The organism is Mucilaginibacter sp. P1_A3 (genome assembly GCF_056406855.1).
Map to the genome: position 1 here is coordinate 1 of NZ_JBFTZJ010000004.1, position 26,304 is coordinate 26,304.

Below are 26,304 nucleotides of genomic sequence, written 5' to 3' on the forward strand. Positions count from 1 at the left end.
CTAAATCAAAACAAAACTTAGAGTGGGTAAACCCAGTTGCTCAAATGTATGATGAATTGTACGATGCAGCTTTACGCCAGGAAGTTGAAGCTTTAAAAGGCCGTGTTACCAACGTAGAAACTGCGGTTAACGACCTGAAAAAAGATTCAGACGGTGACGGTGTTGCTGATCAGTTTGACAAATGCCCAGGTACTGCTGCTGGTAGCGTTGTTGATGGTTCTGGTTGCGTTATCGTATTCCCTAAACCAGATTCTACTTTAAAAGCACCTGTAGGTACTGCTTACTCAAACATCCAGTTTGAATTTGATAGCTCAGTATTACGCACTTCATCTTACCCTGTGTTAGATGCAACTTCAGCTGACCTTAGGGCTTCTGCTAAAAGTGTAGAAATAGACGGTTTTGCTTCATCTGAAGGTACTGCAGCTCACAACATCGCTTTATCAAAAGACCGTGCTAACTCTGTAAAAACTTACTTAGTTAACTCTGGTGTTGATGCTAAGAAAGTGAAAGTAAAAGGCTTTGGTGAAACCAATCCAATTGCTGATAACTCAACTGAAGAAGGACGTGTATTAAACCGCCGTGTTCAGTTCAAACAAAAATAATCTTTAATAAAATATTATTTGAAAAGGCTCCGGATAACCCGGAGCTTTTTTTGTTTTATGTTATAACTATATTACACTGAATAACGGAAAGATCAATTTAAAATCAGTACCCGATGATTCACTGCTTTTAAACTGGATAGTACCGTTCATTAATTTCACATAACGCTGAACGATATTTAAGCCTAAGCCAGTTCCCGGAATATCCTGGGTATTATCCGCCCTGAAAAAAGCTTCAAATAAATGCTCCTGGTCTTTCAACGGAATACCTATTCCATTGTCTTTAAGCCGTATTTCATACTCCTTATCATCAATTTTTGTTTCCAACTCAATTAAGCAAATATCACGCGAGTACTTAATAGCATTTGAAATTAAATTACTTAAACAATATTTAAGCAAGCTTTGATCAAGTAAACAAATTGTATGTATACCGGCGTGGTTGTAAAATAATTTCTGGTTTTTATTAGTCAGCTGCCTCATTTCATTTAACAGCTCCTCGCAAAAAATTACAAGATCAAATTCCCCGTAGATAGGGATGATCTTACCTGCTTCTATTTGTTCAACAGATAAAAAATCGCCTAAAATATCTGTTAAATCCTTAACCGATGCCTTAATTTTATGCAGGTGTATCATGATTTTTTCTTTATCCAACCTGTTGAAATAACGTTCAATTAATGAAGCAGACAATTGTATACAGCTTAGTGGCGACCTAAACTCATGCGAAGCCATAGATACAAAGTACGTTCTGGCCTGGTTAATTTCCTTTTCTTTTTCTAATAAATCCTCAGCCTCGTTCTGTGATATTTTTAGCTGATCTATTAGTTTTTGCAATTCGATAGTACGGTCATGAACAACTGATTCAAGGTTATTAGTATATTCCATTAGCTGTTCAGCCATCTTTTTTTCAACGCTCAGGTCATGAATTACCGCGGTAAAAACTACTTCATCGTTACATAACACCTTGCGTAATGCTAATTTAACGGGAAAGGTACTCCCATCTTTTTTTATCCCGGTTGCTTCACACTCCTTGCCTGTTATATTAATTATCCATGTATCCGCATTGTTCTTTACATGCTCCTGCCGGGATAATTCATCTTTAAAATGTAAGAGTGTTTCAACCTGCTCATTAATCAATTCCCGTGACTGGTATCCAAAAAGCTCACATAACCGGGTATTTACTAATTTGATGATCCCTTGTTGATCAATATTGATAATTCCATCAATAGCATTCTCAATTATCGCATGTAGCAATGCTTCATTATTCATCATTCGTTAACAAGGAAAAGTTACTGTAAAGAGGATCTTAGTTATGATCTGTAAATATTGGATGTATCATTAGTTAAACAAATGATGAGCATCACTTTGGATAACTAAAATTGAAGTAATTACAATAACAGATCGCGTTTATTTAATTATAAACCGTTTATAAAACCATCTTTTTACAATTTATGCAAAAGTATGTAGCATGCTATTAATAACATGACACAACTCAATGGAACCCTGATTAGCCCAAGGCACTTCCCTGATCAGTTTTATTGTTCACTTTAATAGCTGTTTAATACGGAAAAACAAGCACAGGAACGGTGAGGTTTTCAGGGAGTTTATCTTTTATATCTGTACCTATTATTTCGGCAAAATGATACCGGTGATTAATCATAACCAACAGATCATTATGCATCCCGTTTTCCAGAACATCCACAGCGGTTGATAGGTTTCTCTCTCTGATATTATTAAAATACAATTGATCATAATTAACATTCTTACATATCGCTATATTAAAAACATCAAAGGCATACTTTTCATCCATGTGCGGCAGGCCTTTTGCCGATAAATGGGCAATAGAAAGATGGGCCTTTATAGCTTTTGCCATATCAACCAGGTAACGCACAATGTGTAACCGGCAATAACGAAGGTCGGCTATGTAAACTATCCGTTCAAGATTCTTTATTTGCCAGTTGGCAGGTACCAGCATCAGCGGGCAAAGCACCTTGTTCAGTAAATAATTAACGTTTATTTTAATGGCTGAGGTAGATGTACCGTGGCCCATACCTTTAACCATCAGCCATATTTGTTCTTTATTAACCAGTGCGGCAAGTTCCGTTTCATTGGCATTTGAAATATCAATTTCTTTTATCTCTGGTTTAAAAGCCTGATCATCAATACAAGGTACCGACAAATGGCCAGGCACATTATTAACGGGTAATGCATTATCTGTATAACCACTTCCGTTTTTGGTTAATACTTTTTCAAAAACTTTACTTTTTATCTTATTGGTGTTAGCTATAAGAATATTTGCATGGTTTTTTTCGGCCATTAACTGAACAAATGCCCTGGTATGACCAGCTTCGGCAGAATGATCATTTATTACAAGGATTGTTTTCATAATGATGAGATTAGAACAAGTGAGATACTACTAAGTAAAGTTTAAAAAATACTGGCAGTAAATTAGTGACCACCATCACACGGAAATGTATTTCTGATCATAAATAAGCTACATCCAGCTACTGGCATACATATTCCTGGTGCTTTTTAAGTTTTGCTCTATATACTAAAAAACGATCATTGGTTTGGCTCAGGCCCTCCATAAATAATAACAAAAGCCTCATTATAAGAGGCTTCTCACAATATAAAAAACTGAATGCTATTAATTTTGCGCGTGGAACACAAGCAGTGGAATTTCTATTTTACTGGCCATTTTCTGAGTAACGCTGCCGTTTAACAAGCCATGCAAAAAGCTATGCGAATGATGTACCATTGCTAAAATATCAACATGACCGTGTACACATAGCCAGTTTAAGCCATCGTCGGGCTTCTCTCCTTCGCATATGCGGTAATATATATGAGAGTAATTGCTTTTGTTGGATAGGTCAGTCAGGAAAGGCCCTATAAGTGTTTTAAAACCATCAGCATGCTCCTTTCCCTTAGCTATATGGGTAATTAATATTTCGGCATCAAGCATTCTTGCAAATGGTATCAATTCATATACAAATTTTAAATCCTCGTCGGGGTGTTTAAAATCTGTGGCAAAAGCAATTTTCTTTATCGGTTTTATAGCAACCTTAGGCGGAATCAGCAGCAAAGGTTTTGACGCGTAATTGATAGCTCCTTTAGCATGATTCCCTAAAAGGAATTTACTGAGGCCCCTGCCGTGAGTTCCCATAACTACCATATCAACATGACTGTTTTCAATAACTTGTTTTAACACACTGTTAAAATCGCCCATTTCGTTAATACAGGTTACCTTAGGCTTAACATCATCATTTGATTCCTTGCTTTGTAACCGGGCCGCTAATTTTTCAAGCTCGGCAAGGCTATCATCCATGATGTGCTGATAATCATCCATTGGCCAAACTACCATTCCTGCTTCGGGTATTTCGGCCGGCACAATAAAGGCATTACACAAAATCAGCTTGGCTTTAAGTTGCTTTACCAGGTCATAAGCGTATTCAGCCGCATGTGTTGCGGTGTCTGAAAAATCGGTTGGGGCAAGTATGGTTTTCATGGTTATGGGTGATTGATTTTATTGACATAAAATTCCGAAATAACCGGCAACAAATTAATGATATTGGTCATATCTGTTAATGACATGTAACAATAAACACGTTTTCAAATAATTCTCTGCTGAGCAAAAAAATCAATACAATTTCATCCTGCTAATTTTAATACAGGTAGTCCCTAACTTAAACCTCATCAGTAAAATACATCGCTACCCTATCTTTCCAGCTACCTCGGTAATTGCTTTCACCAACTTGTCCAGATCGGCAATGGTGGTATACACATGCGGGGTTATCCGCACACAGCTTACGTTTTCAAACACTATTGACACGGTATGGATCTTATACTGATTAAACAATGCAGCCTCCAGTTGCGCCGGGGTCATACCATCAACAGATACGCCGCATATAGCGCAGGAATATTCGGGTTTTAATGAGGTATGCAATTTTACTTTGGGCAAGTGCTGCACCTTACCGGCCCAGTAATTTTTAAGGTAGCGAATCCGCTCCTCTTTACGTTTGCTGCCAATAGCCAACTGAAAGTTTACGGCCTCGCCTATCCCCTGTTCTATCGGGAAACTACGGGTGCCCAGGTTCTCAAATTTCCGAATATCCGGGCCCTGCGGATTATCATCACACAACAGCGGCAATACTTTGGATATCTTTTCTTTTTTAATCCACATCATCCCGCTGCCAATAGGCGCCGAGAGGAATTTATGCAAACTGGTGCCAAAGTAATCACAATTTAAATCGGGTATTTTAAAATCCAATAATCCAAAGGAGTGCGCGCCATCTACAATAACCTCTATACCCCTGGCATGGGCCATATCGCATATTTTACGAACCGGCATAATTTGCCCCACATAGTTAACTATATGCGTAACGTGTATCAGTTTTGTTTTGGAGGTGATGGCATCCTGGTAAGCTTTTACAATTTGCCCGTCATCCTCTATCGGGAAATCAAAAGTTAGCTGCTTATAAACAATTCCTTCGCGCAATGCCCGTTGCCGGTAAGCCTGTACCATGTGCGGGTAATCCAATTTGGCGCCTATCACTTCATCACCGCTTTTTAGTGGCAGACCATATATAATGGTATTCAGTGATTCGGTAGCATTACGGTTCACGGCTATCTCATCGGGCAGGGCTCCGGCCAATAACGCCAGTTTCTCGCGCAGGGGTTCGCGGCCCTGGTCAAGTATCCGCCACATGTAGTATGATGGCCCTTCATTAGTTAGTTGGTTGTATCGTTCAACTGCCTGCTGCACTACCAGGGGCGAAGGCGAAACACCCCCATTATTAAGATTGATAATATTAGAGTTTACCGAATACGACCTTTGAATTACAGCCCAAAAATCTTCATCCTGCGCCACCTGTTGGGGCGTTAAATGGGTTATTTTATTTTGAGCTGATTTCCAGTCCTGGGCATGTGCCTGGTTAAACAAGCTTGATGCCGAAAAAGCGCCGGTAAGCACGGCCGCTTGCTTAATAAAACTGCGTCGGTTATTGGTCATAAACGAATTTAGGGTATTGAGCGCACACAAGCAAACGGTATAATAAAAGTTTAACAGATAGTTTTATTGCACTCCTTGCCTGCCTGTTTTAAATTCAATAAAAGCCATCGGCTTGTTTAAAAAAATACAATCGATTGCGAAAAATATCTCAAAAGTGATTCTTTTAGTGCTTTTACAGCTAAAATTAATCTATTATTTATTTTTTATTAATGAACGCCTCTTCTTTTGTGTCATTAATATAAACCAATTATAGCACCTCCCGCCATCAATGGCACCGGGTGATTTATTAATCAAACTAAATAACATCATGTACCACTACGAAGCTAAGCCGCCGTAAGTATGCCGCCGCACGCGCTATTTATTACCCTAACATGGTAAACCAAACCAATTAAACTTAACCATTAACAGAGAGACAATATGAAAAAATTAAAATACTTACTTATACTCCTCTTTCTTTTCCCCATTAGTTTGTTAGCCCAGCAAACTACCATCAACGGAAAGGTCATAGATTTAACCGATGGGTCGGCACTTCCGGGGGTAAGTGTAAAAATTAAAGGCACTACCGCTGGCGCCATAACTGATATTGCAGGAAAATTCAGCCTCAACGTTGCCAACTCCAACGTGTTTTTACAGGTATCTTATATAGGTTACGTTACCAAAGAGGTAGCTGTAAAAGATATAAAAGGTGGCACTATTGCCTTAACCTCAACCAATAAAACCCTCGATGAGGTAGTTGTTGTGGGCTATGGCGTACAAAAAAGAGCTACAATAACCGGCTCTGTATCAACACTTCAAAGTAAAGAGATCACCACAACCAAAAACGAAAGTGTTGTAAACATGCTTACCGGTAAAATACCAGGTGTACGCATTGTACAAACAACCGCCGAACCAGGATCTTACGCTAATAATTTAAATATCAGGGGCTATCAAAGCTCTCCGTTAATTGTAATTGATGGTGTAATTGGCGGCGACCAATCAACCATAGGCCGCATGGATCCCAATGAAATTGAAAGTATTTCTGTACTGAAAGATGCTGCCGCATCCATATATGGCATGAGGGCGGCCGGCGGAGCCATTTTAATAACAACCAAAAAAGGCGGCAAGACCGGAAAGATGAACATCAATTATTCGGTTAACGATGCCATCCAAACATTTTTGGGAATGCCCCAGGGCGTAAGCGCTGTAGATTATATGATGCTGACAAATGAAAAAGTTAAACGCGATTTCGCTAATAATTTTGTAGCTAATGTAACTCCGCAATATTCATATGCCGATATGAAACCATGGCTCGATGGAACTAACAAAACAGCCGACTGGGTGGGTATGGTTTTCAGGAAAACAGCCAACCAAATACAGCACAATTTAAATATTGATGGTGGAAATGATAAAATAAGCTATTTCTTCAACTTTGGTTATCAAAGACAGGACGGCGTTTTTAAAACCGGAGACTTAAACTATAACAAGTATAATTTCCGCTCAAACGTAACCGCCAACATCACAAAAGGGTTAAAGGCACAGGTATTAACATCGGCCTGGATGGATGAGAAAAACCAGCCTTATACTGATGAGTGGACTGTTTATAAGTACACCTGGAACCAGATACCTACACACCAGATCTATGCCAATAACAATCCTTTATACCCTGCTGTAATGGATGATAACATGAATCCTTCAATCTTCACTGATGCCGATAAAGTAGGTTCAAAACGGAGCAGGAATAAAAGCATTACAAGTCAGTTAAATTTACAGTATGACATATCGGGCATACCCGGCTTGAGCGCCAAGGCTTTGTTTAACATTGATTATGGGGTTAATGATTTTAATCAAATAAAAAAGACATTTTCCTTATATACCTATAAAGCAGCTGATGATACTTACATACCAAGTTTAGTAAATTCACCTTCAGGTATTACCCGTGCTTATTATACCCATTTAAATACATTAAGCCAGGTTACATTAAATTATGCTCACACGTTTTTTGATGATCATAACATCACAGCAATGGCTACCTATGAGCAAAGCCATGAAACTGCCGACAATTTTAATGCTTACCGGGATACGGAGATTCCTGTAGATTATTTATTCGGAGGGCTGCAAAACTCTAACATGGCTGGCGGTATGGATGCCGGCGCTTTACAGGATCGTGCACACAGGAGTATAATAGGAAGGTTCAATTACGATTATAAAGGAAAGTATCTTGCCGAATTCAGCTTCCGTAGAGATGGTAACAATTTGTATAAGCCGGGAGAAGATCAATGGGGCTTTTTCCCCGGCGGATCAATAGGCTGGGTCTTAACCAAAGAAAACTTTTTCCGCAGCCTTATTTCTGAAAACATCCTCAGCAACTTAAAGATCAGAGCCTCTTATGGCCAGGTTGGTGCCGAAGATAATGCGCCTCCTTTTAATTATGTTAACGGATATACCTACCCGGTAAACAGCTATATTTTTGGCCCAAGCGCGGTAAACGGATCGGCCCCAAAATTGGGCAACGCCGGTTTAACATGGTCGGTAAATACCTTGAAGAATATAGCCATCGATTTCGGCTTATTTGGTGGCAAAGTTGATGGAACTATTGAAGTTTTCAGAAACGACAGAACAGGATTACCCGCCAAGCCTTCCACAGCCCTACCCGGAACCGTGGGCGCAGAGGTGCCACAGATCAACTATAACAGCGACAGGGTACAGGGATTGGATTTCAACTTATCGTACAGGAACACCTTTGGTAAGGTGGGCGTAAACCTTACAGGAAACATAGGTACAACCCGTTTAAAAAACATGACTGTTCTGCGTGGTAATTCAGGTAACGAGTACTCAAACTGGAAAGAGAACCAAACAAACAGATATCAGAATGTTTGGTGGGGACCAGAATATGCCGGGCAGTTTACCACCTACAAACAAATATACAATTATGGCATAAATACAGGTGGGGGTAATAATAATGTAGTACCGGGTGACTATTACTATAAGGACTGGAACAGCGACGGGGTTATAGATGATAAGGACAGCCATCCTATTGCAACTACCGATATCCCCTTATATAACTATGGCTTTACCGTAGGTATAAGCTATAAAGGCTTTGATATGAACATGCTTTTACAAGGCGCCGCTGGTGTTTACGTACAATACGGCGAGCAATTTGCATCCCCATTGATGTATGGCAGAAGCGCGTTAACCCGCTTTTTAGACAGCTGGCACACCGCAGATCCTGCCGCAAACGTTTTTGACCCCAACACACAATGGGTACCGGGATATTACCCGGCAATGGGATCGCCAGATGCACAAGGCACAAAAGCTATACAGGACGCCAGTTACCTGCGTGTAAAAACACTTGAATTTGGTTATTCCTTATCTCCGGCAGTTTTGAAAAGCATAGGTGTTAGAAAACTCAGGGTATATGTAAACAGCTATAACCTGTTAACATTTACCGGCTTAAAGAACTATGATCCTGAACACCAGGGCCCTAATCCAAGAGACAATAACGATTTCGGCAAGGCTTTAGGCGGATACACCTACCCAATGAACAGGACTTTTAATCTGGGAGCTAACGTTTCCTTTTAAACCATTGACATATGAAAAGTATACATAAATTAATTATAGCAATATCCATCAGCGTAGGAGGCTCGCTAACTTCCTGCCAAAAGCTGGATATTCCGCCAACCAATATAGTTACTCCCGACGTTATATACAGTAGCGAAGCTGGTGTTAAGTCGTTTTTAGCAACCATATATCAAAATTTACCTATCGAGGACTTTAAATACAGACCAGATCAGGGATTTAAAACAGGCGGTAACGATTGGGAGAATTTTTACAATTCGGCCTCTGTTAACGGCGAAGAAGTTGGCCCCTTTGGCGGCATGGATATTGGAGGCGGCTTTGGCTATTGGCCATACGGCGATATCAGAAATGTAAATACACTGATAGCCGAACTGCCTAAACATGTGGCCAAGCTAAGCCAGCCCACGGTAAATGCACTTTTGGGCGAGGCACACTTTTTAAGAGCATACTATTATTTTAGTATGGCCAAACGCTATGGTGGTGTGCCTATCATAACAGTACCACAAGATCCGGCAGCGGCGCTATCTACGCTCCAGGTACACCGCGATAAAGAACAGGCTACATGGGATTTTATTGGTGCTGAGCTTGATTTGGGTTATCAAATGATGCCCGAAACCAGCGATGCCGGCAGAGCCAACAGATATGCGGCAGCCGCATTAAAATCAAGAGCAATGTTATATGCAGCATGTGTTGCCAGGTACGGCTCCGTAAACTTTGTTGATGGCCCGGCGCGCGCGCAAGGTTTAGTAGGTATCCCTGCGGATAAAGCAACTGCCTATTTCCAGGCAGCTTATGATGCCGCCAAATTATTGGAGGGCCATTACTCACTTTATAGTGCAAATTCCGACAAGGTACAGAACTATGTTGATCTGTTCTTAAAAAGCGGAAGCCCGGAAAATATCTTTATCAAACAGTATTCTATTGCCAATCATACTGCCCATAGCTGGGATGCTACCATGTCTCCTCGCTACATGACAGCTAACGCACTTTCACGTTCATACCCAACTTTAGATTTTGTGCAGCTTTGGGGCGCTTTGCAGGTAACCAATGACGATGGTACACCTAAGCGTTTCGATAATCGCGCCCAATTGATGCAGGGGCTTGAACCAAGGTTGTTAGCCACCGTTTATTTCCCCGGCGCAACTTTAAGGGGCCTTACGTTTGATATGCAAAGAGGTATTTACCCCTCTTTTAGCGGCACAGCTGTTGCAGAGGTTGCCAAACAGGCTAACTCCCGTTCATACATACTTGCAGGTGATGTAAAAACATTGTTTCAGGGCAAACAGGTAATCGGCTTTACAGGCCCCTGGACAGGAGGCGACGAATTAACCCGCACGGGCTTTTATGTGCGCAAATATGTTGATTATAACAAACCCCAGTCAGCAGTTGATCTGAACCGAAGCGAGCAGCCATGGATTGACCTTCGTTATGGTGAAATATTGCTGAACCGTGCAGAAGCGGCTATGGAATTAGGCAATTCTGGCGATGCATTAACCTCGGTTAACCAAATAAGAAGCCGGGCCGGCGCAACACCTTATGCTTCTATTGATTTGACTAAAGTCCGTAACGAAAGGCGTATGGAGCTTGCCTTTGAAAACCAATACTACTGGGATTTAAAAAGATGGCGCATTGCCGATGTGGTGCTTGACCGCGCGCACTTTAAAGGCCTAATGCCTTATTATGTATTTAATGAAAACAAATACATTTTCCTGGCCGAACCAGAATTATTTAACCGGGAATATACTTTCCAGAAGCAATTTTATTATGAAGGAATTCCGGGCGGCGAAATTGGTAAGAACCCTAATTTACTCCCTAACAATCCTAATTATTAAGAATTTAAAAATTTAAGATATGAAAAAACTGATTAGTAGAATTTTGGTGGGCGTAGCTATACTGGCAAGTTCTGCATGTACAAAAACAGACAATTATAACGGCCCAAACGCCTCTTTTCAGGGCAATATAGTTTCCTCTGAAGGTGGTAATTTACCAACATCAGGTGGTAGTACCACAATCAAGCTTCAACAAATTGGCTGGACCACCCCACAAACCATCCCAAGTAAGTTCGACGGTACATTTGAGGATACCAAGCTATTTAAAAGTGGCTATAAGGTTGTACCTACCGGAGGCGCTTTTTGGCCGGTGTATGATACGGTAACTGTGAATATTGATAAAGGGACCAAGCATGATTTTGTGGTTACACCATACATCGTGATTAAAAACTTTACCTCCACTTTAACCGGCACAACACTAACCTTAAAGTTTAATATTGAAGCCCCTGTTGCAGCGGGTTTGCCAACTATAAAGGATGCACAGCCTTATGTTAATACAACTAAGCTGGTAGGTACAGGAGCCTCTATACGTGACTTTTCCGACCTGAATGCAAAAGTCATCAATAAAGAGTTTACAGATCTGAGTGCTGCCGATAAAGCTATAACCCTAACGGTTCCTAATCTTATCCCCGGCCGAACATTTTTTGTACGTGTTGGGGTACGGTTAAGCGATAGTTTCAATAGTTCAAATTTCTCGGAAATAGTTCAGGTAGATGTTCCTAAATAATTTAACCTTAAACCTAAAGGAAATGAAATTCATTAAAACAACGATGGTATGTTCCATCTTCATGATAGCCCTTACAGTTGCCGGCTGTAAAAAAGAAAAATATCTTTCGCGGGATACATCCGGCCTAAAACCGCCGCATATTGATACTACCACGACACCACCACCGGTTGTTGACCCTACACTGGTGGTATTTGACAATGCCGACGCTAAGGACGGCTGGCAAACCGTAGGTGATGTAAACATTACCACAACCGGCCAAAAAGAAGGAACCGGCTATATCAAAAACACCATTGCCAACGGCGGCGATTTCATGCAGTTCATTAAGGATTTACCAACACCATTGGATACCAAACTTAATGGAACTAATGGCCAGTTTAAATTCTGGTGGTATGTATCAGATGTATCCCTGCTTAAAGCTGATGGTTCTATTGAGATCACCAGCTCAGGAAAATCAGATGCGTTTGAGTCGGCCTGGGATGTAGCGCCGTTAATTCCAACATTAAAAAATGGCTGGAACGAGATCTCGCTTAATTTTAGCAAAGCCATAAAAACAGGAGATGGCGGTGCAGATTATTCAGCCATAAATCACTTTCGTATATTTTTCTTTACAAAAACTAAAGACCACGGCGACCTGATAACCGGAGTGGACGACTTTGTATTTAAGGCTGCGCCCGCGCCGCCAGCGGTTGAGCTTGATGCCTGCGACTTAAAAGACGGCTGGCAAACTGTTGGGGATGTAAATATTGCAACCACGGGCCAAAAAGAAGGTGCCGGATATATCAAAAACACCATTGCAAATGGCGGCGATTTTATGCAGTATATAAAAGAGGTGGCTGCACCGCTTAATACAACCTTTACCGAAACTACCGGCAGGTTCCAATTCTGGTGGTATGTATCTGATGTGTCTCTTCTTAAAGCTGATGGCTCCATTGAGATAACGAGTTCAGGAAAATCAGATGCCTTTGAGTCGGCCTGGGACGTGGCTCCGCTTATACCATCCTTAAAAAATGGATGGAACCTAATAACGCTCGATTTTGATAAATCCATCAAAACGGGCGATGGAGGAGCCGATTATACAGCGATCAACCACTTCCGCATCTTCTTCTTTACCACCGGTAAAGATCACGCCGATCTGGTTACCGGTATAGATGACCTGAAATTTATATCAAAATAACCTTATCCCTACCTCTAATTTTTAAACATCAAAATAGCGGAGAGTTACTACTCTCTGCTATTTTAAAGACACATTATCCTAATGATTAAATGTAATTTATTAAGCATTTCAGCCGTAATGGTTATGGCGCTGTTATCCACAGCACCATGTAAAGCACAGGAAAAACCTGCCGAAACCACACCTGTTGGCGTACCCTTTGTAACAGATATTTACACTGCAGATCCATCCGCGCATGTATGGAAGGATGGCCGCTTATATGTATATCCATCCCATGATGTTGCCCCACCACGCGGTTGTGATCTGATGGACCAATATCACGTTTACTCAACCGATGATATGGTACACTGGAAAGATCATGGCGAAATACTGCGTGCCAGCCAGATTGAATGGGGCCGCCCCGAAGGTGGCTTTATGTGGGCGCCGGATTGTGCTTATAAAAACGGAACCTATTACTTCTACTTCCCCCACCCAAGCGGCACGGCCTGGAACAGTACCTGGAAAATAGGCGTTGCCACCAGTAAAAGCCCGGCAAGCGGTTTTAAATCGCAGGGGTATATCAAAGGCCTGGAATCAATGATAGATCCATGTGTGTTTATTGATGATGACGGACAAGCCTACTTTTATTACGGCGGCGGCGGCACCTGCAAAGGCGGTAAGCTAAAAAGCAATATGGTGGAGATTGACGGCGAAATGCAAAAAATGGAAGGTCTGGAAGATTTTCACGAAGCCAGCTGGGTGCATAAACGGAATGGCATTTATTACCTTTCGTACTCAGATAACCATGATGTTGCCGGCAAGCACAATCAAATGCGCTATGCAACCAGCACCAGCCCTTTAGGCCCCTGGACCTCAAAAGGTATCTACATGGATCCTACCGATAGCTATACCAATCATGGTTCCATCGTTCAGTTTAAGGGCCAATGGTACGCGTTTTATCATAACAGTTCTCTATCTAACCAGGATTGGTTAAGATCAATCTGCGTAGATAAGCTTTATTATAATGCCGATGGTACTATAAAAAAAGTAGTGCCAACAGGCGCTATAAAAAGCAAATAATATGAACAGGAAGATAATCCATAGCATCCTCTTCATAGCATCGATTTTAATAACCGGTAGCTGTGCAAAAAAAGGTGATACCAATAAAAACACACCTCCGCCGGTTATTGAAGGTGCTGAGGGCGATGGGTTCAAAAATCCCTTTGTTACTGATATTTATACAGCCGATCCATCGGCCCACGTTTGGGCCGATGGCAGGCTGTATATATACCCATCCCATGATGTAGATCCACCGCGGGGATGCGATCTGATGGATAAATATCACGTTTACTCAACCGATGATATGGTGCACTGGCGCGACGAAGGCCAAATATTAAGCGCTGCAGATGTTGATTGGGGACGCGCCGATGGCGGTTTTATGTGGGCGCCCGATTGTGCTTATAAAAATGGCACCTATTACTTCTACTTCCCCCACCAAAGCGGTACCGAATGGAATACTACCTGGAAAATCGGCGTAGCCACCAGTAAAAGCCCGGCCAAAGATTTTAAATCGCAGGGATACATCAAGGATTTGGAATCATTGATAGATCCATGTGTGTTTGTTGACGACGACGGGCAGGCCTATTTATACTACGGTGGCGGCAACATTTGTAAAGGCGGCAAGCTGAAGGATAACATGATGGAACTTGATGGCGAAATGAAAACCATGCAGGGCCTTACCGATTTTCATGAGGCAAGCTGGGTACACAAACGGAATGAGGTATACTACTTATCATACGCCGATAACTTTAACGAAGCCGGTAAACATAACCGCATGCGCTATGCAACAAGCAGTAGCCCATTAGGCCCCTGGACTTATAAAGGGGTATATATAGGCCCAACAGACAGTTTTACTGATCATGGCTCTATTGTTGAATTTAAGGGCCAGTGGTATGCCTTTTATCATAACAGCTCGCTATCACACAATGATTGGCTGCGGTCAATTTGCGTAAACAAGCTGTATTACAATGCAGATGGTACCATCCGCAAGATCATCCAGACAGATATAAACGGGAAGAAAAAATAAAAGCATTTACAAAAAACCAAACTGACATGAGGAAAAGATTTAATGTGTTGCTGATAACAGCATTGATAGCCGTGAGCTACAGCTGCTCAAAAAAACATAGCCCCGATCCGGCGCCGCCGGTAACACCAACGGATACTATCGACCGTACCCCTTCACCGGTTGGTGATGTTGTAGGTAAAGTTGTTGTTGGCTACCAGGGGTGGTTTGCCGCAATAGGCGATGGGTCGCCAATTGACAGGTACTGGCACTGGGCGCAAACCTGGGAGCAGCAGCCATCGCCAACCAACAAGGCGATTTCGGCATGGCCCGATGTGCGCGATTATACCCATACCTTTCCAACCAAATTTGCTAATCTGAACAATGGTCAGCCGGCCACACTGTTCTCATCGTTTTCAGATCAAACCATTGATGTGCAATTTAAATGGATGAAACAATATGGCATTGATGGCGCGGCGTTACAACGCTTTAATCCAAGTGGATTGGAAGGCCCCGTGCGCGATGCCATGGCCGCCAAAACCAAGGTTGCAGCAGAGGCCAATGGCGTAAAGTTTTACATTATGTATGATGTAAGCGGCTGGACAAATATGCAAAGCGAATTAAAAACCGACTGGACCAATAAGATGTCGCAATATACTTCGTCGCCTGCCTATGCAAAGCAAAACGGCAAACCGGTGGTATGCATCTGGGGCTTTGGCTTTGCAGATGATAATCACAATTTTACCGCAGCAAATTGCCTTGAGGTAATTAAATGGTTTAAAAGCAAAGGATGTTACGTTATTGGAGGTGTGCCCACAAACTGGTTGACACAAACCAGCGATTCACGTTCGGAATTTTTAAGTACATATAAAGCATTTGATATGCTTTCGCCCTGGATGGTTGGGCGAATTGGCAATGCCAACCAGTCCGACGGCTTTTATGTAACTATCAATAAAGCCGACCAGGCTTATTGCAATGCCAACGGTATTGATTACCAGCCCTGCGTTATGCCCGGCGACCTATCAGCCCATCAGCGTGCCCACGGCGATTTTATGTGGAGGCAATTTTACAATATGACCAGGGTTGGCGCGCAGGGTATTTATATCTCGATGTTTGATGAATATAACGAAGGCAACCAGATAGCCAAAACCGCCGAAACCCAGGCTTTTGTACCGGCAGGATCAGGCTTTTTATCATTAGATGAAGATGGCACAGCCTGCTCTGCAGACTATTACCTAAGGCTTACCGGCGACGGAGCCAAGATGTTTAAGAAAACAATTCCGCTTACCGCAACAAGGCCTACAAAGCCGGTGTTGTAAGTTTACGTTACATGTATAAAAAGGCCGCCGGGATCAATGATCTCAGCGGCCTTTTTGTTTCTTTATCATTATAAATCATGTCATTGAACACAGCGCGATGTATACAGGGCAAATCTGCATAGTCCACAATGCTTTGTACCTAACTATAACCTGTTAAGAAAAAATATGGTCAGGCTTTAGGTCGACCAAAAAACAAAACATAGCCATCGACATCTGTTACTTCAAAACCACGCAACCCATCGCTGTTGTCCCCAAGAGGTTGCCGAAATGTGACGCCGTTTGAGCTAAATTCTTCAAATAAGGCGTCAGACTCTTCAATAGAAATGTACGCATCCCAGGGGGCCCATTCATGCCGGGTATGATTCGGAATGGGTTTTATGTCATCAGCGATAGCTTTAAGCATAATGGAAACAGGGCCACGGCCCACCATCGCCCAATATGGGTCATCGTCAGGACCAGTATACCAAACTTCAAACCCAAGTTTATTTACATAAAATGATACCGAATCTTTTAAATTCGAAACAATAAAAAAAGGCGTAATGAAGTTAAGCTTTGACATTATTTTACATTTATGTAGTGAGATAAGCAGCTAATGAATACTTCGTTATCATAAATATCAGGAGTTCAAAAATTGAAAGCAAATCAAAATTCTAACCGAATATTAAACGGCTGTCTAAATTTGATTCATTAATGTTTTTATGCTCTAATGAAGCACATATTTTCGCGTCATTGCGAGGTACGAAGCAATCTCCACATAGGCAAATCGAATAGTTAGGTTATACACTTTTCTGTTCGCTCTGTAGAGCAAAGAGATTGCTTCGTACCTCGCAATGACGGTCGGTTTAAACGGTTAAATTTTTAAAAAAAATGTGCCCGTATCTCACCCCGGGCACATAGGTTATCAAATACCTGATAACATCAACTAAATCCCGGTTAATCTCATTTATACCAGGATACTTTTAGGACTTTTAACCTAAAATCCGCACATCAATAAACTATAAAACTCCCCCTCGCCCGGATATCTTCCGATGAGCTACCTACCATTATTTTAAACTCGCCGGGTTCAACAACCTGTTTCATTTGCCTGTTCCAAAGCATCAGTTCCCTGTTATCCAGTTTAAAATGTACGGTGCCGCTTTCGCCCGGCTTCAGGGAGATGCGTTTAAAGCCTTTTAACGATTTTACGGGTGTAGTAACACTTGCAATAACATCGCGCAAGTAAAGCTGTACAACCTCAGTACCTTCAACCTTGCCGGTATTTTTTATGCTGATACTTACATTTACCGAACCATTAACCGGGATACGCGCCTGGCTAATGTGCAGATCTGAATATTGAAAAGTAGTATAACTTAAACCATGCCCAAAGGGAAACAAGGCCGAAGTATCCTGATCAACATATACGTGCCTTGAGGTTGGCTTATGGTTATAATAATAAGGCAACTGCCCTACCGACCGTGGAAATGTCATTGGCAATTTACCTGATGGATTGATTTTTCCCAGTAAAACATCAGCTATAGCCAGCCCGCCTGTTTCGCCCAAAAACCACGATTCAACAATGGCTGGGATTTTTTTTGCTACCCAATTGATACATAAAGGCCGCCCGTTAAAAAGCACAACTACTGTGGGCTTGCCTGTTTTATAAATAGCTTCTATCAACCTCGTTTGCTGATGGTTCAGATCCAGATTGGAGCGATCTTTTCCCTCGCCCACTTCGTTAATATCTTCTCCCAAAACAACTATGGCAACATCGGCACCGTTAACCGTGCTAATTGCTTTCTGCAGATTTTCCGCTTGCCCTACAACCGATGTATCAGCCGGTGAATAACCGGGTTCATATTTAATATCCAAACTATTGCCTGCCCTTTGCTTTAAGGCGTCAATAATGGCTACACCTTTACCATCCTTATTGGCATATCCGCCCAAATAAGTACTGGCCGCAAGTGGCCCAATAACAGCAATAGAATGCACATTGGCACCAAGTGGCAACACCGAATTTTCATTTTTCAACAAGCTGATGCCTTCCTGTGCAGCCTGCAATGCTACTGCCCGGCTGGCCTCCGTATGGTTCACTTTTTTAAGTAATGCCTCATCTATATATGGATTATCAAACAAACCCAGCATAAATTTAACCCTAAGTACGTTGGATACCGCCCGGTTAAGGCTGGCCATGGCCAATTGCTTATTGTTTAAAGCCTTTGTCATCGCATCCATAAACTGCTGATGCGGGAAATCATAAAACTGCATATCCAGCCCGGCAGTAAAAGTTTGCGCCAGTGCATCGGCCGGGTCTGAAGCTACCTGGTGACTATTCAAAGACATCTTGATGGCCCCAAGATCCGACAGGACGAAACCTTTAAAGCCCCATTCCTTGCGCAAAACATCCTGCAGCAACCAGCGATTATCCACACAGGGAATACCGTCAATTTCGCTGTATGCAGCCATCATGCCCAAAGCGCCACCCTCTTTAACCGCTTTTTCAAACACATATAAAAATGATGAACGGGCTTCTCTCTCACCCATATTTACGGGGGCCATATTGCTACCCGCTTCGGGTACGCCATGTACGGCAAAATGCTTGGGCTCGGCTACAACGGCATCTGGGTTGCTTAATTTATTCCCTTGCATGCCTTTTACCATAGCCACGCCATTGGCCGCCGCCAGGTACGGATCTTCGCCGTAAGTTTCTTCAACTCTTCCCCAGCGCGGATCGCGCGGCAGGCAAAGCACAGGTCCCAATATCATATTAACACCATGCGCGCGTACCTCGGTAGCAATGATGTGACCGGCCTTGTGTACCATGGCAGTATCCCAAGCACCGGCCAGCGCCATAGGTGTAGGGAAGGTAGTACTTCCCAGGCTTTCATAGCCATGCAACCCTTCCTCAATGAATAATACAGGGATGCCCAGCCTTGTTTTCTCCAGCGCATACCGCTGAATCTGGTTGGTAACAGCCGCGGTTAATGGATAAAGATCATGCACCGAGCCGATGCCTTGTGTACCGATATTAATTTTAGCACTATCAGAAACTGATTCGGCCTCGTGCCCTTTCATGTTGGCAACCTCGTGCCCCCAAAACATATCCAGCTGCCTGATTTTTTCGACAGTAGTCATCCTGCTGAGCAGATCCGCTACGCGTTTTTCAACCGGTAATTTAGCATCCTTGTAAGGAAGTTTTACCGGTTGATCCGGATTATTAAATGAACAAAAAGTCATCGTTAAAAGAGCCAAAATTGAGGCGTTCTTTTTCTTCATACTTTATTATATGATAAGATTAATATTTGAATACAATCGATTGGTTTACCTAACAACCAGGCTTAATTATTTGGTTTATACTTCGGCTAAGCTATGTGTGGACAACTAATAAGTAATTAATAAAGCATTAACAAGAGCTGAATTTTGATGATTTCGCAAATTTGACCATCAAGAGTTTTTAAAATTCCACGTAACTTGTCCGCATTTTTTCAAACCCGCAACCCGCAACCCGCAACCCGCAACCCGCAACCCGCAACCCGCAACCCGCAACCCGCAACCCGCAACCCGCAACCCGCAACCCGCAACCCGCAACACGCAACACGCAATCCGCAATCCGCAACACTTTACTTACGAACCGGCAATGGCACATTCTCCTGCAAAGGCACCTGATGCCTGAGCATTTTGGCAGCATAACCGGTTAGGTACAGGTAATAATCGTTGGGCACATCATCCTCATACTTAACAAAGGTGCTTAAGCCAACCGGTGGATTTTTTGATGCTTTCAGGATGGCAGTGCCTTCATCAACTTCATCAAACATGGCTACGTACAGCATGTCGGCACCGCTTTTTATAGCGCCGTTAATCTGTTTCCAGTAAAAGTGGCCCCGGTTGCGGGGAATCTGGTTTTGAGGACTGCGAGGGTTCATATTGTGCCAGCTAAAGCCGGGAAAAACGGTGGGTACATACTCCACCTTATTGGCTTTGCACCAGGCAATATCATCAACAATCCTCGCCTCAAATTTGGGGTATGATTCTTCATTAAATCTGCCCACAAACCAGGGATGAACAATATCAACCTTCCGCAACAGATTATGCAGTTGAGGATCGTTCTCCGTATCATTCCCAAAATCGCGCCAGTAGGTTGGCACACCCAATAAAACAGCGCATCCACCATAAACAGGGTCGTTCTTTAAAAAATCAATGATTCTTTCAGCTTCTGCAAGGCCATATTTGCGGTTATCGTTAAAGCCAACTCCCCATACAGCAATAAGTGGTTTGCCATTATGATATAGCCAGGTTTGGTTATTGCCGCGGTTGGTTAACTTCATGCTATCAACCAAATGCTTCCAGTCTCTAATAACCAATGAATCGCCACCGGCACCCATTCCCGAAAGATCATACATTACCGAAATTGCCCTGTGGTATTTTTCAGAAAATTTAAGCGCGTTACCCAAAACCACATCGTTATGGTTACGCCCGCTGCCCCGTTGTACATCGCCAATAAAGCGTTGTACAAATACACCATCTACGCCGTACTCCTGCATCCATTTAAAATGGGTTTCAACAGATGACGCATCATAGGAGCTATAGAGGTAAGCATCACTTCCATCGGCCAGTTTAAAGGGCGATTTATATGTCTTTTTATATTCGCTCACATCAGGCCATACATCAATATTGGTAAAGCCCGGTTCAAACTTACCATGCGATGTGTAATGATTCCAGCCCCGGCCACCACCATCTTCAGGCGCATTGAACCAGCCCTGGTAGCCGGCCATTACCAGCCCCTTGTAACTTTTAAATGCCGACGTTTTACTATGTTTTTGACCGTAAGCAACAGCGCATAGCAATAGCAGCAAGATGCTAAAAACTTGTTTTTTCATCAGGAGAAAATTTAATATGTTTTGTTTTTATTGGTTAAATCAGATACCCCAGCTTTTATTTGGTTTTGGCCCCATCTCCAGTTGGAGGGTACCTCCGGAGGTTAATTGTTCATGTGTAAACCAGGGCTTATTTAAAACTTTGCCATTAAACTTCGCGCTTTGGATATACTTATTGATCACCGAGCAATTATTGGCTTCCATTTTAAATTGCTTACCATTTGATAAATTGATAGTAACCTTGCTAAAAACCGGGCTACCAATGGTGTATACCGGCTTGCCAGGTGTAATAGGATAAAAACCCATAGAGGAAAACACCACAAAGGCCGACATGCCACCGCCATCTTCATCACCGGGGATACCAAAGATGTTATCCTTATACCATACATCAAGCAGGAAACGGATACGCTTTTGGGTTTTCCATGGAGCACCGGCATAGTTATACAGGTACGGGATATGGAAACTTGGCTCGTTACCCATAGAGTACTGGCCAACTAAACCTGTTGCATCCGGAAATTTAGCCCAAAACTGATATTTACTCCTATCTAAACTCTCGCGAAATGTTTGATCAAGTTTAGCCTGGAAGTTATCGTTGCCACCCATTAAATTAATAAGGCCGGGTATATCATGCTGCACCTGCCACAGGTAAGTCCAGCCGTTGTTTTCATCATAAAAATCACGTCCGCCAAGGCCGCCATCAAATTTAGGGTCGATGTTAATCCAGTTGCCATCCTTATCTTTAGGGATAAACATCTTTTTATCATCGTTCCACAGGTTTTTATAGTTTAATGCACGTTTGGTAAATGTGGCCTCATCGTTTGTCTTCTTCAATTCAGTTGCCAGCTGGCCAACTGCCCAATCATCATAACTGCCGCCAAGGGTTACGGCAACAGCCTGTCTTTTCTCAAACGAATGAACCAGGCTCACGGTTTCCTTTTCACCTTTTTGCAGGGCCGGAAAAAATCCTTTGTTATAATAAAAATCATCCAGCTCGCATTTAGGGCCATTTTCCCATGGCAGCATGGTAGCCTGTGTTGCATTTTTTACAATACCTTCATATGCTTTTCCTACATCGAAGCCACGGATACCCTTGCGGTAATCATCCAGGAACATCACTGTTGAGTGAAAACCATTCATGCAGGGGTTATCGCCAAACAATACGGGAAACGTAGGCATCCAGCCGCTTTGCTGGTACATGTTCACGTAGGAGTTCAACATATCCGATTCCATGGCGGGGTTTAGTATGCTTCTTAGCGGGTGTAATGCCAGGTAGGTATCCCAAACCCAATCATCTACATAAAAAGGTCTGTTACTGTCATGCACTTTTTTATCATACCCACTATAATAATGCCCATCCTCGTTGATGTTCACCATACGCTCATTACTGCGGTAAAGCGCTGTATAAAACGACCGGCGTTGTGCCACGGTACCACCCTCAATATTGATCTGGTTCACCACTTTTGCCCAGGCGCTTTTGGCCGATGCTTCCAACTTTGCAAAATCAACCCCGGTAAACTCATCCTTAAAATTCTGTTTGGCCTGCTCAGCACTTACGTATGATATGGCATATTTAAATTCAATATGATCAGGAGCATCAGCTGCAAATGTGATAAATGACCGGGCCCCTTTACCCTCTATCGATGGCTGGTTAATTAAAGCGCTATCCTTAATTACACCTGCATTTCCTTTAGCGCTAAACTGCCCGTAAACGTAAATTTTAATATCGTCATGATAAACTTCTGTACCGGTAAGCTCGTTACCACCCGTAAAGCTCCAGGTTGCTGGTCCCTCATTATATACATTAAACAGAATACTTTTGGCGGCAGTTTTAGCGGGGAAAGTAAACCTGTATTCGCCAACTTTTTTGCCAGGTGTAAATTCCACAGTAATACCTTTATCAATAAGATAAGTGGAATAATACCACGGCCGCGTAACTTCCAGATCATGATCATAAGTCATTTTCTGGTTCCATGACTCAATGGTGAGTGGTTTATTATCGGACTTTATGGCAAAAACCTCGCCCAACCTATGCGAAACCATATTGAGCGGGAAGCTTGAAATCTGGTCGTCAATATAATCGGCCCTTTTAGGGTACATCCTGATCATTTGATTGGGCAGGTGCATAGTTGGCCGGGTGGGTTCCAATAGTTGCCCCACGTTGCCTATCCTTGGGTCAATATACACTAAATTGCCATCGGTGGTTTGCGCGTAGCTTGTACCCGCAGCTGCCATACTGCACAGGGCACATAAAACAACCGGTTTTAATAAACGGGAAAAATGGTTAACCATCTGTAAAAATTTATAATTGGTTTATAGCCCAAAATTGTTCATAAAGCTTAATGAACTATTAATATTTGATTAATTAGGGAAGAAAATAACGTTTGTAACAGATTTATTCAAGAATTGAATGAAAATCACGATCAAAAGCTTCACCATAAATTACTTTATACTCTTTGTTAAAGTTTTCGAAAGTATTTTTTGCAAGCGAGTGTTTACCAATGTGCGCAAGGGCCTTGCACTTTAATATCATGGCCTCCTCATTTACCGGGTCGAAATAGAAAATATCATTGGCCAGCTTTATCAAAAACTCAGGATCATCAGCTATTTGAACGCTGTTTGCAAATTGTATATAGGAATCAATGATCTCGTTAGATACTTCGGATTTAAAAGCATCAAGCCATTCGTATTCAATGTTCGATAAAAAATTACCTCTTTGGGTGATATGGGTAAGCTGAATTATCTTTTGTTTGTTAAGTTTGGTTTTGTTGGATACGATGTTGAGGTAATTGTGGTAATCAACCAGGATGTTGCTATAATCAATCGCTATTTTCCAGTAACCGGTATCTTTTGATAAATGGCAATGCCCCATTTTATCCAACAATGATTTAAGCTTGGCAATATTTACCGACCGGTTATTACGGGCGCTTTTTTCTGATTTATCAAACCAAAGTATCTCATTCAGCTTTTCGGAGCTTACTCCTCTATCCAGTTTTACCGAGTAGAGCAAAATAACCAGGAACAGCTCTTTTAGCAGGGGTGTAAAATACTTGGTGATCTCGTTTCTGTCCGGCGTAAAAAGCTGCAGATCGCCAAATAAAAATATGGCGTTACTGTTGTTGTTATTCCGGGTATGATCGTCTGCAGCAATTATTACTTCCGGCTCAGGTTGATGAACGGCGACGGGCTGTTCTTCGACACTTTTGGGTATCACCATCGGTATTGCTGAAGCTTTTTTACGGCGACGACTGATCACAACCACCAAAGCTAAACCCAAACCAGCCACACAAACACCTCCTATCCATATAAGATAGCTATGACTAATCTCCATTACCTTATCGGCCAATGGCTCGGGCGGACTTAAAAGCGAATAGATCTTGATTCGCGTTCTATCGTTTTCTCTAAAAAGGGTTACAGCCAAAAACTTACCGCTATGCGCAAAATAACACAGATCTGCATAAGCGTGAATATCATGAAAAAGAAAGGGAATAGTATCGCCCACCAGGTGGTAGCTTGCCTTATCCAAAGATCCTTCTATGAGTTGAAGACTTGAATTAAATTTGTGCTGCGGAAAAATAAGCCCATAGTATGACCTGTTTTTTTCGTTAACGACGAGGGAATTGGCAAATACAAAATCCTCATTTTTAACATCGATGCTAAACAGTTTTTTAAAGGATTTATCTTTAACAGAAAAGCGCATCATATCATACAAATTGCGCGGGTTTACTATCTGCTGCCCGGATGCGCTCCCATAACCGCCAATTACGTAAGCCGTATCGCCGGTTGCATTGGTGCCCAGCCCGGCCAGATAACGGGGGGTAAACGTATCGCCCTTAACCTTTACCTTTTGCCAGGTATTGGTAATCACATTATATCGTTTAACACTATCCTTATATATTAGCTGCCCATAGCCGCCAATAGTGTATACAGAGCTATCCGATTTGCTGTAAAACTTATTCAGGTGCCCGTTATTGGTTGCCCGGTTTTTGAAACCTTTGTTCCATTTGCCAGCTTTAAAATCATAGGTAGCAATAGCCATTTGATCTATGTACAAATAGTACAGCTTATCATTACCAAATACAGCCTGATCACCTGGTACCAGCATTTGCCGGCCTGATTGGTAAGCCGTACTTTTTAGCTGCGGCGTTTTATTAACAGAAAAAGTAACCAACGAATCCTGGGAGATAATATGAATGGCCTCATTTGCGGCATCAAAGGCCAGGCTGGCATCGCCCGGTACCGTAAATTCCTTTTCCATTTGCCAGTTACGATGACGGGCCTTAATCCATAATGGGTTTGTTATTGTTCCGTTGTTTTGGTTCACTGTTTCATTAGCAACACAGCCTTCCCATTCATTAAGCGGCCAATTAGATAACAGTTTACCGCTTTGCGATACATTTACGTCCCTTAATTTTATAGGCGGAAGATCGGTTGTTTGATACTGGCGGTAGGCATTAGCGCCAAAAAGCAATTTGTAGTTTCTGCTTTGTTTCAGATGAACACCCAACTCAGAAAATGACTCGCGGCCCGAGAACACGGTGATCTTATCATTCTTATAATCTATCAATAACCGCAGTTTGTTCCAGCGCTCAAATAATAGCTTATCATCAATATTAAAAGAGATCTTTGAAAGTCGTTCGCCTATGATGATTTTAAAGTGCCGGGTATTGGCCTGGTTATCATATACAAGGTCGATATTTTGCTTATTATCGTCAACGATTCTTAATATATACCCAAAATAAATTTCGTGATTGGGGATGAAAGACAGATCAAATGAAACTTCAAGATTATCTTTTGGGGCAATATTACTCAGGCTAAGATCTAAAGTGGTGCGTTTATCCTGTACTACTTCGTGACTATAAAATCCCAGCCCATACGATTGCGCATTGGCTGGCAATATGAATAGGATATTTAATAAAATAACCGTTATAGTTCCCGATAAAAAAAATCTCATGTTGAATAAGTACACAATAAGTATTGAAACTTAAGTACCCGGCGTATAGTTTAATAATTCAGGTTATGAAAACATGTAAAATGTTTAGATTACATGTGATATGCTGGCTAAATTACAATAAAAACTATACACATTCAAGGAATATAACTTTATATAAAGTAACAATGCAGTGAAGGCCGGCCCAAAGTAACTGGTATAAATTTAACAAATATTAATACCAATTTACCACAAATATTAAGTGCCTTAACCTTTTGCTC

The 26,304-nt window shown here is 42.1% G+C and carries 17 protein-coding genes; 8 read left to right on the top strand and 9 right to left on the bottom strand.

All coding sequences use genetic code 11. From position 1 onward, the window contains the following. Window positions 1-602, top strand: a 602-nt coding sequence (locus AC1D0K_RS08965; protein WP_477463041.1) for an OmpA family protein, incomplete at its 5' end; no start/stop codon positions are given. A gap of 66 nt (window positions 603-668) precedes the next feature. On the opposite strand, the gene AC1D0K_RS08970 is transcribed toward AC1D0K_RS08965, so the two are convergent. From AC1D0K_RS08970 to AC1D0K_RS08985, 4 genes are all read right to left on the bottom strand, one after another. Further along, complete coding sequence (locus tag AC1D0K_RS08970) at window positions 669-1,868, bottom strand: PAS domain-containing sensor histidine kinase (RefSeq protein WP_477391056.1); 1,200 nt, start codon at window positions 1,866-1,868, stop codon at window positions 669-671. Window positions 1,869-2,154: 286 nt separating this feature from the next. Further along, on the bottom strand, window positions 2,155-2,982 hold the full coding sequence (locus AC1D0K_RS08975) for a hypothetical protein (protein ID WP_477391054.1): 828 nt from the start codon (window positions 2,980-2,982) through the stop codon (window positions 2,155-2,157). Between the two features lie 261 nt (window positions 2,983-3,243). Further along, window positions 3,244-4,101, bottom strand: a complete 858-nt coding sequence (locus tag AC1D0K_RS08980; protein WP_477440618.1) for a universal stress protein — start codon at window positions 4,099-4,101, stop codon at window positions 3,244-3,246. 204 nt (window positions 4,102-4,305) lie between these two features. Then, window positions 4,306-5,604: an aminotransferase class V-fold PLP-dependent enzyme gene (locus AC1D0K_RS08985; protein ID WP_295718322.1), complete on the bottom strand. Its 1,299-nt coding sequence runs from the start codon at window positions 5,602-5,604 to the stop codon at window positions 4,306-4,308. 417 nt (window positions 5,605-6,021) lie between these two features. Between AC1D0K_RS08985 and AC1D0K_RS08990 the strand changes: the two genes are divergently transcribed. The 7 genes from AC1D0K_RS08990 (at window position 6,022) to AC1D0K_RS09020 (ending at window position 16,246) form a co-directional block, all read left to right on the top strand. Beyond that, window positions 6,022-9,162 (top strand): SusC/RagA family TonB-linked outer membrane protein, encoded by a 3,141-nt coding sequence (locus tag AC1D0K_RS08990; protein ID WP_477391049.1) that lies wholly within the window; start codon window positions 6,022-6,024, stop codon window positions 9,160-9,162. Between the two features lie 11 nt (window positions 9,163-9,173). Beyond that, on the top strand, window positions 9,174-10,991 hold the full coding sequence (locus AC1D0K_RS08995) for a RagB/SusD family nutrient uptake outer membrane protein (RefSeq protein ID WP_477391047.1): 1,818 nt from the start codon (window positions 9,174-9,176) through the stop codon (window positions 10,989-10,991). A 19-nt stretch (window positions 10,992-11,010) separates the two neighbouring features. Continuing rightward, entirely contained in the window at window positions 11,011-11,715 is a 705-nt protein-coding gene (locus AC1D0K_RS09000) for a DUF3823 domain-containing protein (RefSeq protein ID WP_477391045.1), read from the top strand. Between the two features lie 22 nt (window positions 11,716-11,737). Next, window positions 11,738-12,889 carry a hypothetical protein gene (locus tag AC1D0K_RS09005; protein ID WP_477391043.1) on the top strand — a complete coding sequence of 384 codons (1,152 nt, stop codon included), beginning with the start codon at window positions 11,738-11,740 and terminating at the stop codon, window positions 12,887-12,889. A gap of 81 nt (window positions 12,890-12,970) precedes the next feature. Continuing rightward, a complete protein-coding gene (locus AC1D0K_RS09010; protein WP_477391041.1) occupies window positions 12,971-13,945 on the top strand; it encodes a family 43 glycosylhydrolase in 975 nt (324 codons plus the stop codon). Window position 13,946: 1 nt separating this feature from the next. Then, window positions 13,947-14,951: a family 43 glycosylhydrolase gene (locus AC1D0K_RS09015; protein WP_477391039.1), complete on the top strand. Its 1,005-nt coding sequence runs from the start codon at window positions 13,947-13,949 to the stop codon at window positions 14,949-14,951. A gap of 26 nt (window positions 14,952-14,977) precedes the next feature. Continuing rightward, window positions 14,978-16,246, top strand: coding sequence for a glycoside hydrolase family 99 protein (locus AC1D0K_RS09020; protein ID WP_477391036.1), 1,269 nt, complete (start codon window positions 14,978-14,980; stop codon window positions 16,244-16,246). Between the two features lie 169 nt (window positions 16,247-16,415). On the opposite strand, the gene AC1D0K_RS09025 is transcribed toward AC1D0K_RS09020, so the two are convergent. The 5 genes from AC1D0K_RS09025 to AC1D0K_RS09045 form a co-directional block, all read right to left on the bottom strand. Continuing rightward, window positions 16,416-16,805: a VOC family protein gene (locus AC1D0K_RS09025; RefSeq protein ID WP_477441400.1), complete on the bottom strand. Its 390-nt coding sequence runs from the start codon at window positions 16,803-16,805 to the stop codon at window positions 16,416-16,418. Between the two features lie 428 nt (window positions 16,806-17,233). Beyond that, on the bottom strand, window positions 17,234-19,498 hold the full coding sequence (locus AC1D0K_RS09030; RefSeq protein WP_477391032.1) for a glycoside hydrolase family 3 N-terminal domain-containing protein: 2,265 nt from the start codon (window positions 19,496-19,498) through the stop codon (window positions 17,234-17,236). Between the two features lie 344 nt (window positions 19,499-19,842). Further along, window positions 19,843-21,099, bottom strand: coding sequence for a glycoside hydrolase family 99 protein (locus tag AC1D0K_RS09035; protein WP_477391030.1), 1,257 nt, complete (start codon window positions 21,097-21,099; stop codon window positions 19,843-19,845). A gap of 39 nt (window positions 21,100-21,138) precedes the next feature. Continuing rightward, window positions 21,139-23,385, bottom strand: coding sequence for a GH92 family glycosyl hydrolase (locus AC1D0K_RS09040; RefSeq protein ID WP_477441398.1), 2,247 nt, complete (start codon window positions 23,383-23,385; stop codon window positions 21,139-21,141). Window positions 23,386-23,488: 103 nt separating this feature from the next. After that, the gene (locus AC1D0K_RS09045) at window positions 23,489-26,047 is read right to left on the bottom strand and encodes a galactose oxidase (protein ID WP_477391026.1); all 2,559 of its coding nucleotides are present in this window, start codon (window positions 26,045-26,047) and stop codon (window positions 23,489-23,491) included. Between the last annotated feature and the right edge of the window lie 257 nt (window positions 26,048-26,304).

Coding starts and splice junctions, on each gene's coding strand:
- AC1D0K_RS08970 (WP_477391056.1), bottom strand. CDS start 1,868: ATGATGAATAATGAAGCATTGCTACATGCGATAATTGAGAATGCTATT.
- AC1D0K_RS08975 (WP_477391054.1), bottom strand. CDS start 2,982: ATGAAAACAATCCTTGTAATAAATGATCATTCTGCCGAAGCTGGTCAT.
- AC1D0K_RS08980 (WP_477440618.1), bottom strand. CDS start 4,101: ATGAAAACCATACTTGCCCCAACCGATTTTTCAGACACCGCAACACAT.
- AC1D0K_RS08985 (WP_295718322.1), bottom strand. CDS start 5,604: ATGACCAATAACCGACGCAGTTTTATTAAGCAAGCGGCCGTGCTTACC.
- AC1D0K_RS08990 (WP_477391049.1), top strand. CDS start 6,022: ATGAAAAAATTAAAATACTTACTTATACTCCTCTTTCTTTTCCCCATT.
- AC1D0K_RS08995 (WP_477391047.1), top strand. CDS start 9,174: ATGAAAAGTATACATAAATTAATTATAGCAATATCCATCAGCGTAGGA.
- AC1D0K_RS09000 (WP_477391045.1), top strand. CDS start 11,011: ATGAAAAAACTGATTAGTAGAATTTTGGTGGGCGTAGCTATACTGGCA.
- AC1D0K_RS09005 (WP_477391043.1), top strand. CDS start 11,738: ATGAAATTCATTAAAACAACGATGGTATGTTCCATCTTCATGATAGCC.
- AC1D0K_RS09010 (WP_477391041.1), top strand. CDS start 12,971: ATGATTAAATGTAATTTATTAAGCATTTCAGCCGTAATGGTTATGGCG.
- AC1D0K_RS09015 (WP_477391039.1), top strand. CDS start 13,947: ATGAACAGGAAGATAATCCATAGCATCCTCTTCATAGCATCGATTTTA.
- AC1D0K_RS09020 (WP_477391036.1), top strand. CDS start 14,978: ATGAGGAAAAGATTTAATGTGTTGCTGATAACAGCATTGATAGCCGTG.
- AC1D0K_RS09025 (WP_477441400.1), bottom strand. CDS start 16,805: ATGTCAAAGCTTAACTTCATTACGCCTTTTTTTATTGTTTCGAATTTA.
- AC1D0K_RS09030 (WP_477391032.1), bottom strand. CDS start 19,498: ATGAAGAAAAAGAACGCCTCAATTTTGGCTCTTTTAACGATGACTTTT.
- AC1D0K_RS09035 (WP_477391030.1), bottom strand. CDS start 21,099: ATGAAAAAACAAGTTTTTAGCATCTTGCTGCTATTGCTATGCGCTGTT.
- AC1D0K_RS09040 (WP_477441398.1), bottom strand. CDS start 23,385: ATGGTTAACCATTTTTCCCGTTTATTAAAACCGGTTGTTTTATGTGCC.
- AC1D0K_RS09045 (WP_477391026.1), bottom strand. CDS start 26,047: ATGAGATTTTTTTTATCGGGAACTATAACGGTTATTTTATTAAATATC.